We start from the raw sequence: 12,996 nt of genomic DNA, 5'->3' as shown, positions 1-12,996 counted from the left end.
GGCCCGCCTATGGCGGGCCCTGTGGGGATCAGCGGAACAGAGGCAGCAGGGCGGCGCCGATGATGCCGGCGTCGTTGCCCAGAGCCGCCCGCACCAGCCGGGTACGGTGGACGCTGTTGCGGGCATAGTCCTCCCGGTTGAGGATGTAGCGCACCGGGGCCATCAGGGTCTCCCCCTGGGCGGAGGGACCGCCGCCGATGCAGAACACCTCGGGCTGGAAGATATTGACCAGGCTGGCCACACCACAGCCCAGGTAATCCACGTACTCGTCGATGACCTTGCCGGCGGCAGCGTCACCCAAGGCGGCGGCGTCAAAGGGGGTACGACCGTTGACCGCCTCCAGGGAGCCGGCCAGCTCCCACAGCTTGGAGTCGGGATGCTCCTCCATCACCTCGCGGGTGCGCTTGATGAGGGCGGTAGCGGAGCAGTAGGCCTCAAAGCAGCCCTTCCGGCCGCAGGTGCACAGGCGGCCGCCGTGCTCGATGACAAAGTGGCCCACCTCCATACCGGCATAGTTGAAGCCGGTGTACAGTTTGCCGTTAAGGACGGCGCCGCCGCCCACACCGGTGCCCAGGGTAATGGCCACCATGGAGTTGCTGCCCTTGCCGGCGCCGGCGGCAAATTCCCCCAGCGCAGCGGCGTTGGCGTCGTTCTCCAGATAGATCTCCTTGTTCAGCCGCTCCCGCATCAGGGCGGCCAGAGGTACGTTGCTGAAATCCAGGTTGGACCAGAACCGGATTACGCCGGTATCCGGCTCAATGGTACCGGGGGAGCCGATGCCCACCGACGCGATATCGTCCATGGACAGGCCCACCTGCTCCACCGCGGCCCGGGAGGCCGCCGCCATCTGATCGGCCACCTGCTCCGCCGGCACATCCCGGGGGGTGGGCAGGCTGACCTTGCCCAGCATCTCGCCCTTTTCAGTCACAACTGCAGCGGCTATGTTGGTGCCGCCCAGATCAATTCCCAAGTAATACATCGTCCCGCCTCCTTTTTCTTCCCTCTGATTATAATGCACCAGACCCGGCGGCACAAGAGAAAAAACGGCGTCCCGTGGACGCCGTTTTTCAGGTCACGATAGGCCCCCGGGCCCGCTTAGGGTAAGGGACAGTCCCTCTCTCACTCCGCTTACGGCGGCCACGCAGATGAACCGCCAGGGCGATCACCGCGCTGAGGAGCAGGAAGGAATAGAAGCTGATGCCCCGGGACACCAGCACGGCGGGGGTCACCAGCCCCGCACCAAAGAAGAGGGCCATGGCGGTGACAAAGCCGCCCTCGGAGGCGCCCACCGCGCCGGGCAGAGGCAGGTTGGACACTGCCAGGGTCACCAGCGCCTGGGTGGCGATGATGTTCAGGGGGCTGCTGCCGCTGAGGCCAAAGGCAAAGTAAACCATCACAGGGACGGAGAACAGGGCGGTGAGCTGCACCACGGTGATGGCCAGCAGAGCGGGCACCATGCCGGGGTTGGCCTTCACGCACTCGGCCCCCCGCCGGTACTCCTCCATCTGCTTCTCCAGCCGCTGGCGGGCCTTCTCCTCGTCCCGGATGATGTGCACCTTCACCAGCAGGCGGAGTACGCCGCCGGTGAGCTTGCGGGCGGCGTTGGGCAGGAACATCAGGCAGAGCATGCCCGCCGTCAGCACGCCGTTGACCAGGGCGCCGTAGAGCAGCAGCAGGCCCAGGCCGCCCCCCAGGTTCCTCACCAGATCGAAGTGGGTGAGGGCGCAGACCAGGGCGTAGCCGATGACCACCACCTGATAGCACACGGCAATGAGCATCATGTTCAGGGCCCCGTGGGCGGCGGGAATGTTATCCCGGGACATGTAGTACACCTGGGCGGGCTGCCCGCCGGTGGCGGAAGGGGTGATGGAGCTGACATAGAAGCCCACAAAGGAGTACCCCAGGCAGCGGCGGTAGCGCACCTTATGGCCCAGCCGCCCCAGAATGATGCGGGAGCACATGGCCTCGCTGCCCACAAAGAGGAACATCATCCCCAGGCCCGCCAGGAGCCACAGGGGGTTGAGCTGGCTCAGGGTACCGGCCAGACGCGAGAAGGACATGTCCCGGAACAGCATATAGCCGGTAAAGAGCATCAGGGCCAGGATCAATCCGATACCGACCAGGCTTTTCCGTTTGTCCATCAGGCGCACACCCCTCTTCCCGCGGTCAGCCGGGCCAGGATGTGGATGAGGCTCTCCTGCTCCAGCTGTTCCTTCATTGCATGCATTTTCGCCGACATATCCGCCAGCGTATCGTCGTCATAGATCAGTTCCCGAATGGCCATCAGGCACTCGTCGGGCTCCTTGGCCGCCACACGGCCCATGCCCCGCTCCACCAAGAAGCGGGCGTTGCGCTTCTCCTGCTCCAGGAAGGGCTCCCAGGCCAGGATGGGCAGCTCAGAAAAGATGCTCTCAAACACGGTGATGCCGCCGGGCTTGGTGAGCACCAGATCGGCCCACGCCATGTACTCATACACCCGGTCGGTAAAGCCCACCACATTGATGTGGGGGTACTTGCCCACCAGCCGGTCATACAGCTTCTGGTTGCGGCCGGTGATGATGGTGGTGTTCACACCGGGCATGCTGTCCAGGGCCTCATAGAAGGAGTCCTTCCGGGGCATCATGCCCAGGCCGCCGCCCATGATGAGCAGGTTGCGCTCCTGCCGCTCGCCCCGGTGGACGGGCAGCTTGAACTCCGCCCGGACAGGAATGCCGGTGACATAGATGATGTCCCGGTCCACGCCTTTCTCCGCCAGCCGCTCCCGGATCTCCTCGGTGCCCACCAGATAGCAGTCGGTGTCCCGGTGGATCCACTCGGAGTGGCTGGTCAGGTCGGTGACGCAGGTCACCAGAGGCAGGCTGCTGCCGGTCTCCTGCTTCCAGCGGGCCACGATGCGGGCGCAGATGGGATGGGTGGCAATGACCACGTCGGGCCGCTTGACCGCAAAGAGCTCCTCCACCCGGTCAGGGCACTGCTCCTCGTTGAGGGGGCGCTCATCGGAATCCTTGTTCTGGGTAAACTTATAATAAAGGTTGAACAGGCCGCTGCCCCGGGTCACCAGGACATTGAACCACTTGTACATGGACTCAGGATTGTGGCTGGTATAGGCGATGAGGTCCATCACTTCCACCTGTGCCTCGGGAAACGACCGCAGCAGTTGCTGCCGCAGCGATATGGAAGCGGACCAGTGGCCCATACCAAACTTTCCCGTTACGATCAGAATGTTCACGCCGCTCCCTCCTCACTTGGCTCTTTTTCATGATCCATTATAACGGATGTTCCTTTAGAAAATCCGGTCCTGTTTCTTAAAAAGATATTAAGATTGAGGAACAGTTTGTTACATCCCGCCCTGAATGGCCTCCGGCAGGGGCTCCGGACCGGCGGAACACACCGCCGCACGCCACCCCTCCCCGGCGTAGGACCGGAAGGTCAGCCCGTCCAGAGTGCCGGTCTGCCCCGGCTCCAGCAGGGGCACGGCGATGGTGCGGGGGGCCTGCCGCAGGCCGGTGCCGCTGCACTTCGCCCGGGCCTCCTTCAGGGTCCAGAGGGTGTACAGGCTCCCCCAGTCCCCACCCTGAAGAGTGAACCAGGCATATTCCTCCTCCGAGAGCACATAGCGGGCCAGACCCTCCCGCCGGGGGCGCACCAGCTCCACATCCACCCCCAGGGGATGCTCCCCCACACCGCACAGGGCCAGGTCGCCGCTGTGGCTCAGGTTAAAGTGGCACTGGGGGTATTGGGGAAACCAGGGCTTGCCGGTATCGGTGCGGGCTACCGGAGGCAGCTGCGCCCAGGCAAAGTGCTCCCCCAGCTTCCGGGCCAGCAGCGCCCAGGCGTCTCCTTCTTCCATCCACAGTTCCATACGCGCCTCCATGGTAAAAAGGCGGCGGCCCCATCGCCCGCTCGGCGGCACGGCGGGGACGCCGCATGTTCTTCCTGGGGCTATTATATCGGGATAGTTCGGGCCCCGCAAGTATTTTTCATACATTTTACATGGCCAAATCCGCCATTTTACCTCATTCGACCCACTTCTGCTCCCTTCGCGGCCTACCGGTACCGGTCATTGCTTTTGCGGGCGGTTGGGGGTACAATGGTGTCTGATCCTATTCATCTATATCGGATCTTAAAGGGTTCTTAACCGGTTTACACCCTTTGTCTTAAGATCCCTGTGCTATACTCTGCTTTCAAATGAGGTGAGTGCATGTATACCATTCTCGTCTGCGACGACGACAAGGATATCGTCTCCGCCCTGGATATTTACCTGACCAGCGAAGGCTACCGCACCGTCAAGGCCTATGACGGGCTGGAAGCCCTGAAGGCCGCCGAGACCCAGCCGGTGGACCTGATCCTGATGGACATCATGATGCCCGGCCTGGACGGCATCCGAGCCACCGCCAAACTGCGGGAAAAATATAACGTACCCATCATCCTCCTCACCGCCAAGAGCGAGGATGCCGACAAGGTACTAGGGCTGAACATCGGGGCGGATGACTATATCACAAAGCCCTTCAACCCCATCGAGGTCATCGCCCGGGTGAAGAGCCAGCTGCGGCGGTACACCAGCCTGGGGGGCAAGAGCGGCGGCGGCGACAGCGCCAAGCTGCTCACCAACGGCGGCATCGCCCTGGACGACAGCGCCAAGTCGGTGACGGTGGACGGGGACCGGGTCAACCTCACCCCGTTGGAGTACAACATCTTACTGCTGCTGCTGAAAAATCCCGGCCGGGTCTTTTCCACCAGCCAGATCTACGAGCTGGTGTGGAACGACCCCTCCCTGGGCTCGGAGAACACGGTGGCGGTACACATCAGGCATCTGCGGGAAAAGATCGAGATCGACCCGGCCAATCCCCGGTATATCAAGGTAGTGTGGGGCCTGGGCTACAAGATGGAAAAGATCTGACCCGCCACAGACAAGGAGCAGTGATACCATGAAGCAACTGGGCACCCGCCTGGCAGTCCGGGTTCTGGCCTTCCTGCTGGCACTGGGTACCGGGGTGGGCGGCGTATGGGCCTCCCTGTTTATTTTCTCCCAGTGGGACACCCTGTGGACCGGGGTGGGCTACTACTCCAGCAACTCCTGCTTCCAGAACATGAACATCTGGTACAACCAGGTGGTCGAACTGGCCCGCCTGCTCCAGTACCAGGAATGGGACGCCAAGCTATCCTACCTGGACGAGCAGCGGCTGGCCGACCTGGAGTACAAGCTGGACGATACCCGGACCAACTTCCGCTTTTCCATCCGGCGCAACGACACCGGCACGCTGGTGTACACCAATCTGGAGGACGGCGCTTCCATGGAGGGCAGCGTCCATACCGTATACCGGGACTCCATCTCCATGAGCTACAACGACGGTACCGAGCGCCGGGGGGACTACTTCGTGTGGAACGGCGAAAAGCAGTTCTATCTGCTCTATGCGGTGCTGGACGACGGCAGCGAGCAGCTCATCACCCCCAACGACGCCTCCCTGGCAGCCAAATACGGCTATACCTTCAACGGCTACTCCTGGGACTATGACCAGTCCAAGGACACCCGGCTGCTCTATGTGGAGCTGGCGGTGGAGTACGGCGTGGACCCCACCCTGCCGGTTCATGACGACTTTTATGAGGGCGCCGCCGACTTTACTGAGTACGCCCGCTATCTGCCCGCCCTGGCGGTGCTCACGGTGGTGCTGGACCTGTCCTGCGTACTTCTGTGCGCCTTCTTGTGCCGCACGGCAGGCCGATATCCGGATCAGAAGGGCATCCATCTCACCTGGTTCGACCGCATCCCCCTGGACCTGCTGTTGCTGCTGGAAGCCTGGGCATTTCTTCTGCTGCTGGCCGGCGGGGACCCCATGGCCGTTGCCCTCAACGCCAACGGTCCCACCACCGACCTGGTGGTGGGCCTGGCCCTGGTATCCTGCGGCATTGGCCTGTGCCTGCTCTCCGCCCTGCTCACCTGCATCGTCCGCATCCGGGCCCGCACCTTCTGGTCCAACACCCTGGTGTGGCGGCTCATCTCGGTGTTGGGCCGGGCCATCCGCAACATAGTGAACAGCTGGCCTCTGACCGGCCGCACCATCCTGTTTTTCCTGCTCTACCTGGTGGGCACCGTCCTTACTGGTCTGACCATCGTGCTCATCCCCGTCTATCAGGGCCTGGTGCTTTGGCTGCTGTGCCGGTGGACCATCCAGTGGAAGCGGGTGCGCCAGGGGGCCCAGCGCATCCTGGGGGGCGACCCCAACTTCAAGATCGACACCAAGGGGCTGTACCGGGACCTGGCCGAGCACGCCCGGCAGCTCAACGATCTGGGCGGCACCATCAGCCAGGCGGTAGATGAGCGCATCCGCAGCGAGCGCTTCCGGGCCGAGCTCATCACCAACGTATCCCATGACCTGAAGACCCCCCTCACCTCTATCATCAACTATGTGGACCTGCTGAAAAAAGAACCCATAGACAATCCCCAGATCCAGTCCTACATCGAAGTGCTCACCCGCAAGAGTTTACGGCTGAAAAAGCTGACGGAGGATCTGGTGGAAGCATCCAAGGCCTCCACCGGCACCCTGCCGGTCCATTTGGAGCCCCTGAGCATGGTCCAGCTGGTGCAGCAGGCTTTGGGGGAATTTGAAGAGAAATTTGCCCAGAACCGCCTGACCACCGTCACCCGTTACCCCGACGAGCCCATCTGGATCCAGGCCGACGGCCACCACCTGTGGCGGGTCATCGACAACCTGCTGTCCAATTGCAACAAGTACGCCCTGGAGGGCACCCGGGTCTACCTGGACATCGAGCACCAGGATAATAAGGCCGTTCTTTCCGTGAAAAACATCTCCCGGGAACCCCTGAACATTCCTCCGGAGCAGCTGATGGAGCGTTTCGTGCGAGGGGACAGTTCCCGTACCACCGACGGCTCCGGCCTGGGGCTGTCCATCGCCCGCAGTCTCACCGAGCTGCAGGGGGGTACCTTCGACCTCTCCATCGACGGCGATCTCTTCAAGGCCACCGTCACCTTCCCCCTGGCCCCTCCGCCGGAGGAGGCCCTCCAGCCCCTGAGCCCGCCTGCATAACAAAAGCCCGCCGCGGAACATTCCGCGGCGGGCTTTCTGATTCTTGTTTAACCGCAGGAGGAGCAGCAGTGTCCGTCCTCACAGTCACAGGGCAGCTTGAGGGAGTCGGGTACCGGCTCACCCTTCTTGGTGTAGTAGTCGGCCAGGGCGGCCTTAATAGCCTCCTCCGCCAGCACGGAACAGTGCATCTTATAGGCGGGCAGGCCGTCCAGGGCCTCGGCCACAGCGGCATTGGTCAGATTCATGGCCTCACCGATGGTCTTACCCTTGATCATCTCAGTGGCCATAGAGGAGGTGGCGATGGCGGAACCGCAGCCGAAGGTCTTGAACTTCACGTCGGTAATGACGTCGCCGTCGATCTTCAGGTACATCTTCATGATGTCACCGCACTTGGGATTGCCCACCTGGCCCACGCCGTCGGCGTTCTCGATTTCTCCCACGTTGCGGGGATGCTCAAAATGGTCCATCACTTTATCCGAATACAGCATGTAATATTCTCCTTTCCAATTACAGAACCCAGGTGGGTTTCTGGGCTTCCTTGTCCCAAACGGGGGACATCTCCCGCAGGTAGGCCACCACAGCGGGCACTTCGTTCAGCATATAATCCACGTCCTCCTGGGTGTTGTCCGCGCCCAGGGAGATCCGCAGGGAGCCATGGGCGATGGCGTGGGGCAGGCCGATGGACAGCAGCACGTGGGAGGGGTCCAGAGAGGCAGAGGAGCAGGCAGAGCCGGAGGAGGCACAGATGCCCTTGGCGTCCAGGTGGAGCAGCAGGGCCTCGCCCTCCACGCCCTCGAACACGAAGGAGGCGGTACCGGGCAGCCGCTTGACCGGGTGACCGGTGAGGCTGGTGTAAGGCAGCTTGCTCAGTCCGTCGATGAGCTTGTCCCGCAGGGCGGCCAGCCGGGCGGACTCCTCCGGCAGCCGGTCCACCGCTTCCTTCAGGGCAGCGGCCATACCCACCGCACCGGGTACGTTCTCGGTGCCGGAGCGGCGGCCCTTCTCCTGACCGCCGCCCTGGATGAGGGCAGGCAGGCGGAGGGGCTTTTTCATATACAGAGCGCCGATCCCCTTGGGTCCGCCGAACTTATGGCCGGACAGGGAGAGCAAATCTACGTTCCACGCCTCCACATCCACCGGGATATGGCCTACCGCCTGGACGGCGTCGGTGTGGAAGAGCACCTTGTGGGCCCGGGCAATGGCGCCGATCTCCGCGATGGGCTGGATGGTGCCAATCTCGTTGTTGGCTGCCATGACGGAGATGAGGATGGTGTCCGGCCGGATGGCCGCCTCCAGGTTGGCGGGGTTCACCAGGCCATCCCGGTCCACCGGCAGGTAGGTCACCTCGTAGCCCTGCTTCTCCAGGTACTGGGCGGTGTGGAGGATGGCGTGGTGCTCAATGGCACTGGTGATGATGTGGCCGGCCTTTTTGCCCTTGAGGGCCATCAGCTCGGCCACACCCCGCAGGGCCCAGTTATCGGCCTCGGTGCCGCCGGAGGTGAAGTAGATCTCCTCGGGCTTTGCATTCAGGCAGGCGGCCACCTGCGCGCGGGCCTCCTCCAGGTGGGTCTTGCCCTCCTGGGCGAAGCGGTACAGGCTGGAGGGATTGCCATAGTCCCGGGTGAAATGGGGCAGCATGGCGGCAAGGGCGGTATCGGTTACAGCGGTGGTAGCCGCGTGGTCAGCATAAATGAATCGTTCAGCCATAGGTGGCTCCTTTCCGGAATTTACTTAATTCCTATCTGTTTACTAGATTATAAGGCGGCAGTTCATTCCTGTCAAGTAAAATTTCATGAACTTGCCTTTCTTTCGACCTCTGCTTAAATTTTTATGAAGCATACGCCTTTCCCGTTGACGGCATATCATCGGAATGCTATAGTGAAGCTACCATTCTTTGCTATGGAACTGAGGTTTATTATGGATAAAAAGCTGTTTAAAAGCATCCTGCTCATCATCACCTATGCAGTGGTCCTGGTGATGGTACTGGCCCGTCTGGATGTGCTGGCCGGAGGACTGGGCATTCTGCTGTCGGTCTTCAAGCCTCTCATCATTGGCTTCTGCCTGGCCTTTGTGCTCAACCGCCCCTGTCAGTTCTTCTTCCGGCTGTACAGCCGGGGGCTGGACAAAACCTCTGCCCGGGGCGCCGCCCGCCCCCTGGCCGTCCTTACCTCCTATCTGGCTCTCATCATTGTTGTGGTGGCCATCTTCTCCTTTGTGCTGCCCAAGCTGGTGGAGAGCATCCAGACCTTTGTCCTCAACCTCAGCGGCTACATCGCCAACGCCCAGAACACCATCAACCATCTGCTGGAGTATCTGCATCTGGACATCGAGCAGCTGGACCTGTCCAAACTGAACACCACCCTGGAGGGCATCCTCAACAACGCCCTGAAATTCCTCTCCAACCTGGGCCCCCAGATCGTGGAGTTCACCACGGGTCTGGTCTCCATCGTCGTCACCGGCGTGCTGGCCCTGGTCTTCTCCATCTATATGCTCTCCGGACGGGATAAGCTGCTGGGCCAGTGCCGCCGCCTGCTGAAGACCTATGTCCCCGCCAAGGTGGCCGGACCCATCTCCGATGTGGTCTCCCTCACCGCCGCCACCTTTACCAAGTTTGTCACCGGCCAGTGCATCGAGGCCTGCATCCTGGGCGGACTGTGTACCGTCGGCATGCTGTTCATCCAGCCGGACTACGCCCCCCTCATCGGCGTCACGGTGGGCGCTTCCGCCCTCATCCCGGTGGCGGGCGCCTACATTGGCGCCATTCTGTCGGCCGTCCTGCTGCTGATGGTCTCCCCCCTGAAGGCCTTTATCTTCGTGATTTTCCTCATCATCCTCCAGCAGGTGGAGGGCAACGTGATCTATCCCCGGGTGGTAGGCACCTCTCTGGGCCTGCCCGGCATCTGGGTGCTGGCCGCCGTCACCGTAGGCGGCAGCCTGATGGGCGTGCCCGGCATCCTCATCAGCGTTCCCATCGCCTCGGTGGCCTACACCCTGCTGCGCCAGGACGTCCGCAAGCGGCTGGATAAGCCCGCTGCCTGAACACAAAAAAGCCCTGCTGCCTATGCAGCAGGGCTTTTTTCATGGTTTTGGGTTCAATCCTCCAGCAGCTGAATGCCGCCGCCCAGCACGCCGTCGCCGATATAGACGCTGAGGGTGGCGTCGATCTCGCCAGCCCACATGTGCTCGGCATTGGGGAAGCGCTCCTTCATCCGGACGGCAAACTCTTCCATCTCCTCGGGCGCGCCGCCGTTGGCGATGCCCAGGTTGTACCGGACGCCCGGCTTGAGCTTCTGAGCCATCAGATCCAGGATCTTGTCCTGTACCTGCCGACGGCCCCGCACCTTGGCCACGCTCTGGAGCTGTCCGTCCCCGGCAAAGGAGATGATGGGCTTGATGCTCAGCAGGGTACCGGCCAGGGCGGTCACCTTGCCGATGCGCCCGCCCTTGCTGAGATACTCCAGGGTATCCACCGAGAAGAAGGGGAAGGTATTGGCGATCAGCTGAGGCACCCGCTTGTTCACCAGGGTATCCCAGTCGACCCCGGCCAGGATGTCCTCCCACAGCTGGAGCAGCATGATCCCCATACCCAGGGAGCCACTCTTGGAGTCAAACACGGCAATCTCCAGATCGCTGCGGCTCTCGGCCAGAAGGCGCACCATATTATAGGTGCCCGACAGGCCGGAGGACAGCATGACGGCCAGCACCTTTTCATAGCCGTCGGCCTTGATCTGGTCCAGGGTGTCGCTGACGCTGCCGCCGTCGGGCAGCGAGGTCCGGGGGAGCTCGCCCCGGTGCAGCCGCTCATAGATATCTCCGGAGAAGATGTCCACCCCGTCGGAGTACTCCCCATCGTCGCATACGATCTTCAGCGGGACCGTATAGATGGGCTTTTCCTCCCGCAGGGCGGGGGACAGATCGGCGGTGGAATCGGTGAGCAACGCGATCTTCTGTACGTTTGACAAGCTGATCATCCTACTCTATAATCAAGTTTGGGAAACTGACATAACGTCGTTATGTGACTTACTTAAATTATAGCGGCAAAGGGTCGCCGCTGTCAAGAGGTGGAAGCGCGTGGAGGACTATCGTACCCGTAGAAAAGAGCAGGCCAAACAGACCGAACAGGCTATTCTGCAGGCCGCCATGGACTTGTCCCGCAAGCAGAGCTTTGACAAGGTCTCCATCCGGGAGATCTGCCAGCAGGCCGGGATCACCACCGGTGCCTTTTACCACCACTTCCGCTCCAAGGAGGACCTGCTCTCCCGGGGCTTTGCCCCTCTGGACACCTACCTGGAGCAGGCCCTGGCCGGCCATGAGGACGAGCCTCCCGCCCAACGGCTGTGGCGGTTGATGACCAACTACGCGCAGTTCCTGGAAAACCTGGGCTGGGAGCTGGTGGCCCGCTACTATCAACGGCGGCTGGATTCCCCCGACGACACCTCCTCCATGGACTCCAGCCGGTTCACCCTGCGGGCCATGGCAAATTGTCTGGGGCAGGCGGAGGCCGAGGGCGGGCTGCTGCCCGGCTGGTCGGCGGAGTGGACCGCAGACTTCCTGCTGCGGCACTTCCGGGGTGTGGTCATCGACTGGACCCTCCACCGGGGCTCCTACCAGCTGCTGTCCCGTTTGGAACAGGACTACACCCTGTTCAGCCAGGTGTTCCGCACCGGCGGCTGAGGGGACAGGCAACTTTTTTCCCCATGGCGCATACCCATCTGTGAAGGAGGTGTGTGCCATGTCCCAGCTGCTATCCAAGGCCCGAGTCCGCGATTTCATTCTGGGCCTTGTCCTGTTGTGCGCCACATTGGCGCTGATGCTCTACCCCAAGCCATCCATGGAGGCGGCCCGGACCGGCCTCCAGCTGTGCTATAACGTAATTATCCCATCCCTGTTCCCCTTCTTTGTACTCTCCTCCCTGGTGGTGGAGCTGGGGCTGGCCCGCTACCTGGGCCGACTGCTGGAGGGGGTCATGCGCCCCCTCTTCCATGTCAGCGGCGCCTGTGCCTCCGCCTTCGCCCTGGGCTTTGTGGGGGGCTACCCGGTGGGGGCCAAGACCGCCATCAACCTGTATGAGCGGGGGATGTGCACCCGCACCGAGGCAGAGCGGCTGCTGGCCTTCTGCAACAACTCCGGCCCCGCCTTTATCCTGGGGGTGGTGGGGGCAGGTATTTTCGCCAGCAGCACCGTGGGGGTGGCCCTCTATCTGGCTCACGCCCTGGCCTCGGTGTGCGTGGGACTGCTCTTCCGGTTCTACAAGGCCGGTGAGGACTGCGGTAAGGGCAAAACCCACCGCTCCTCCCCCCAGTTCCAGGCCCAGCGCTTTTCCACCGCCTTTACCGGCTCGGTGAAAAACGCCTTTCTCTCCACCTTAAATATCTGTGCCTTCGTGGTATTTTTCACGGTGGTCATCCAGCTGCTCATCCGCTCCGGCTTCCTGCCCGGCCTGGCCCAGGTGCTGGGCACGGTGCTGGCCCCCTTCGGCCTGACCCCGGAGTGGGCCCAGCGGCTGCTCACCGGTGCGTTGGAGATCTCCTCTGGGGTGTCCACCCTGTCGGAGGGGGGCGCCCTCAGCGGGCGGCTCACCATGGCCGCCTTCATGCTGGGATGGGCCGGTGTGTCGGTCCACTGCCAGGTGCTCTCTTTCATCGGAGGCAGCGGCCTGTCGGTGGGCACCTACCTGGTCGGCAAGTTGCTCCACGGCTTTCTCTCCGCTCTCTTCGTGGGGGTTCTGGTCCGCTTTGTCCCTCTCAACGCCCCTGTCTCCAACTACCTGGCCGATCAGGTGGCCGGCATCGCCGGTATGGAATTTCACAGTGCCCTCACCGTCTCCATCCTGGCCGCCTGGCTCATCTTCCTGGGTTTCCTGCTGGCAGCCGCCCTGGGCTCACGAAAAGGCCTTGGCAAACGCCGGAAAAGCGTGATATAATATTAGGCACGAAATTTTCCGTGTGAC

The 12,996-nt window shown here is 62.3% G+C and carries 12 protein-coding genes; 5 read left to right on the top strand and 7 right to left on the bottom strand.

Annotated features, from left to right (window positions below):
* Window positions 1-28: 28 nt before the first annotated feature.
* From J9789_RS00490 to J9789_RS00475, 4 genes are all read right to left on the bottom strand, one after another.
* Window positions 29-979, bottom strand: a complete 951-nt coding sequence (locus J9789_RS00490) for an ROK family protein (RefSeq protein WP_209341258.1) — start codon at window positions 977-979, stop codon at window positions 29-31.
* Window positions 980-1,067: 88 nt separating this feature from the next.
* Complete coding sequence (locus tag J9789_RS00485; protein WP_209341256.1) at window positions 1,068-2,141, bottom strand: lysylphosphatidylglycerol synthase transmembrane domain-containing protein; 1,074 nt, start codon at window positions 2,139-2,141, stop codon at window positions 1,068-1,070.
* The gene (locus tag J9789_RS00480) at window positions 2,141-3,229 is read right to left on the bottom strand and encodes a glycosyltransferase (RefSeq protein ID WP_209341254.1); all 1,089 of its coding nucleotides are present in this window, start codon (window positions 3,227-3,229) and stop codon (window positions 2,141-2,143) included. Before J9789_RS00480 ends, J9789_RS00485 begins: the two co-directional genes overlap by 1 nt.
* Before the next feature lie 108 nt (window positions 3,230-3,337).
* Window positions 3,338-3,862 carry a 4'-phosphopantetheinyl transferase superfamily protein gene (locus J9789_RS00475; RefSeq protein ID WP_209341252.1) on the bottom strand — a complete coding sequence of 175 codons (525 nt, stop codon included), beginning with the start codon at window positions 3,860-3,862 and terminating at the stop codon, window positions 3,338-3,340.
* Window positions 3,863-4,201: 339 nt separating this feature from the next.
* On the opposite strand from J9789_RS00475, the gene J9789_RS00470 reads away from it, so the two are divergent.
* Entirely contained in the window at window positions 4,202-4,900 is a 699-nt protein-coding gene (locus J9789_RS00470) for a response regulator transcription factor (protein ID WP_209341251.1), read from the top strand.
* Between the two features lie 28 nt (window positions 4,901-4,928).
* Entirely contained in the window at window positions 4,929-7,046 is a 2,118-nt protein-coding gene (locus J9789_RS00465) for a HAMP domain-containing sensor histidine kinase (RefSeq protein ID WP_209341250.1), read from the top strand.
* A 47-nt stretch (window positions 7,047-7,093) separates the two neighbouring features.
* Here J9789_RS00465 and nifU read toward each other — a convergent pair whose 3' ends face one another.
* Window positions 7,094-7,534, bottom strand: coding sequence for a Fe-S cluster assembly scaffold protein NifU (gene nifU, locus J9789_RS00460; RefSeq protein ID WP_209341249.1), 441 nt, complete (start codon window positions 7,532-7,534; stop codon window positions 7,094-7,096).
* Window positions 7,535-7,553: 19 nt separating this feature from the next.
* Window positions 7,554-8,753 carry a cysteine desulfurase NifS gene (nifS, locus tag J9789_RS00455; protein ID WP_209341247.1) on the bottom strand — a complete coding sequence of 400 codons (1,200 nt, stop codon included), beginning with the start codon at window positions 8,751-8,753 and terminating at the stop codon, window positions 7,554-7,556.
* 210 nt (window positions 8,754-8,963) lie between these two features.
* Between nifS and J9789_RS00450 the strand changes: the two genes are divergently transcribed.
* Window positions 8,964-10,085, top strand: a complete 1,122-nt coding sequence (locus J9789_RS00450) for an AI-2E family transporter (protein WP_245184966.1) — start codon at window positions 8,964-8,966, stop codon at window positions 10,083-10,085.
* A 53-nt stretch (window positions 10,086-10,138) separates the two neighbouring features.
* On the opposite strand, the gene J9789_RS00445 is transcribed toward J9789_RS00450, so the two are convergent.
* Complete coding sequence (locus J9789_RS00445; protein WP_209341243.1) at window positions 10,139-11,017, bottom strand: DegV family protein; 879 nt, start codon at window positions 11,015-11,017, stop codon at window positions 10,139-10,141.
* Between the two features lie 100 nt (window positions 11,018-11,117).
* On the opposite strand from J9789_RS00445, the gene J9789_RS00440 reads away from it, so the two are divergent.
* Both J9789_RS00440 and J9789_RS00435 read left to right on the top strand, forming a co-directional pair.
* Window positions 11,118-11,720: a TetR/AcrR family transcriptional regulator gene (locus J9789_RS00440; protein ID WP_348633607.1), complete on the top strand. Its 603-nt coding sequence runs from the start codon at window positions 11,118-11,120 to the stop codon at window positions 11,718-11,720.
* A gap of 58 nt (window positions 11,721-11,778) precedes the next feature.
* Entirely contained in the window at window positions 11,779-12,969 is a 1,191-nt protein-coding gene (locus J9789_RS00435) for a nucleoside recognition domain-containing protein (protein ID WP_209341242.1), read from the top strand.
* The last annotated feature ends 27 nt before the right edge of the window (window positions 12,970-12,996 follow it).

The organism is Flavonifractor sp. AGMB03687 (genome assembly GCF_017811815.1).
Lineage (GTDB): Bacteria > Bacillota > Clostridia > Oscillospirales > Oscillospiraceae > Flavonifractor.
The sequence above is the reverse complement of the archived record's forward strand: the minus strand, read 5'-3'. Positions and strand labels throughout refer to the sequence as shown.

Coding starts and splice junctions, on each gene's coding strand:
- nifU (WP_209341249.1), bottom strand. CDS start 7,534: ATGCTGTATTCGGATAAAGTGATGGACCATTTTGAGCATCCCCGCAAC.
- J9789_RS00470 (WP_209341251.1), top strand. CDS start 4,202: ATGTATACCATTCTCGTCTGCGACGACGACAAGGATATCGTCTCCGCC.
- J9789_RS00475 (WP_209341252.1), bottom strand. CDS start 3,862: ATGGAACTGTGGATGGAAGAAGGAGACGCCTGGGCGCTGCTGGCCCGG.
- J9789_RS00485 (WP_209341256.1), bottom strand. CDS start 2,141: ATGGACAAACGGAAAAGCCTGGTCGGTATCGGATTGATCCTGGCCCTG.
- nifS (WP_209341247.1), bottom strand. CDS start 8,753: ATGGCTGAACGATTCATTTATGCTGACCACGCGGCTACCACCGCTGTA.
- J9789_RS00450 (WP_245184966.1), top strand. CDS start 8,964: ATGGATAAAAAGCTGTTTAAAAGCATCCTGCTCATCATCACCTATGCA.
- J9789_RS00445 (WP_209341243.1), bottom strand. CDS start 11,017: ATGATCAGCTTGTCAAACGTACAGAAGATCGCGTTGCTCACCGATTCC.
- J9789_RS00435 (WP_209341242.1), top strand. CDS start 11,779: ATGTCCCAGCTGCTATCCAAGGCCCGAGTCCGCGATTTCATTCTGGGC.
- J9789_RS00490 (WP_209341258.1), bottom strand. CDS start 979: ATGTATTACTTGGGAATTGATCTGGGCGGCACCAACATAGCCGCTGCA.
- J9789_RS00465 (WP_209341250.1), top strand. CDS start 4,929: ATGAAGCAACTGGGCACCCGCCTGGCAGTCCGGGTTCTGGCCTTCCTG.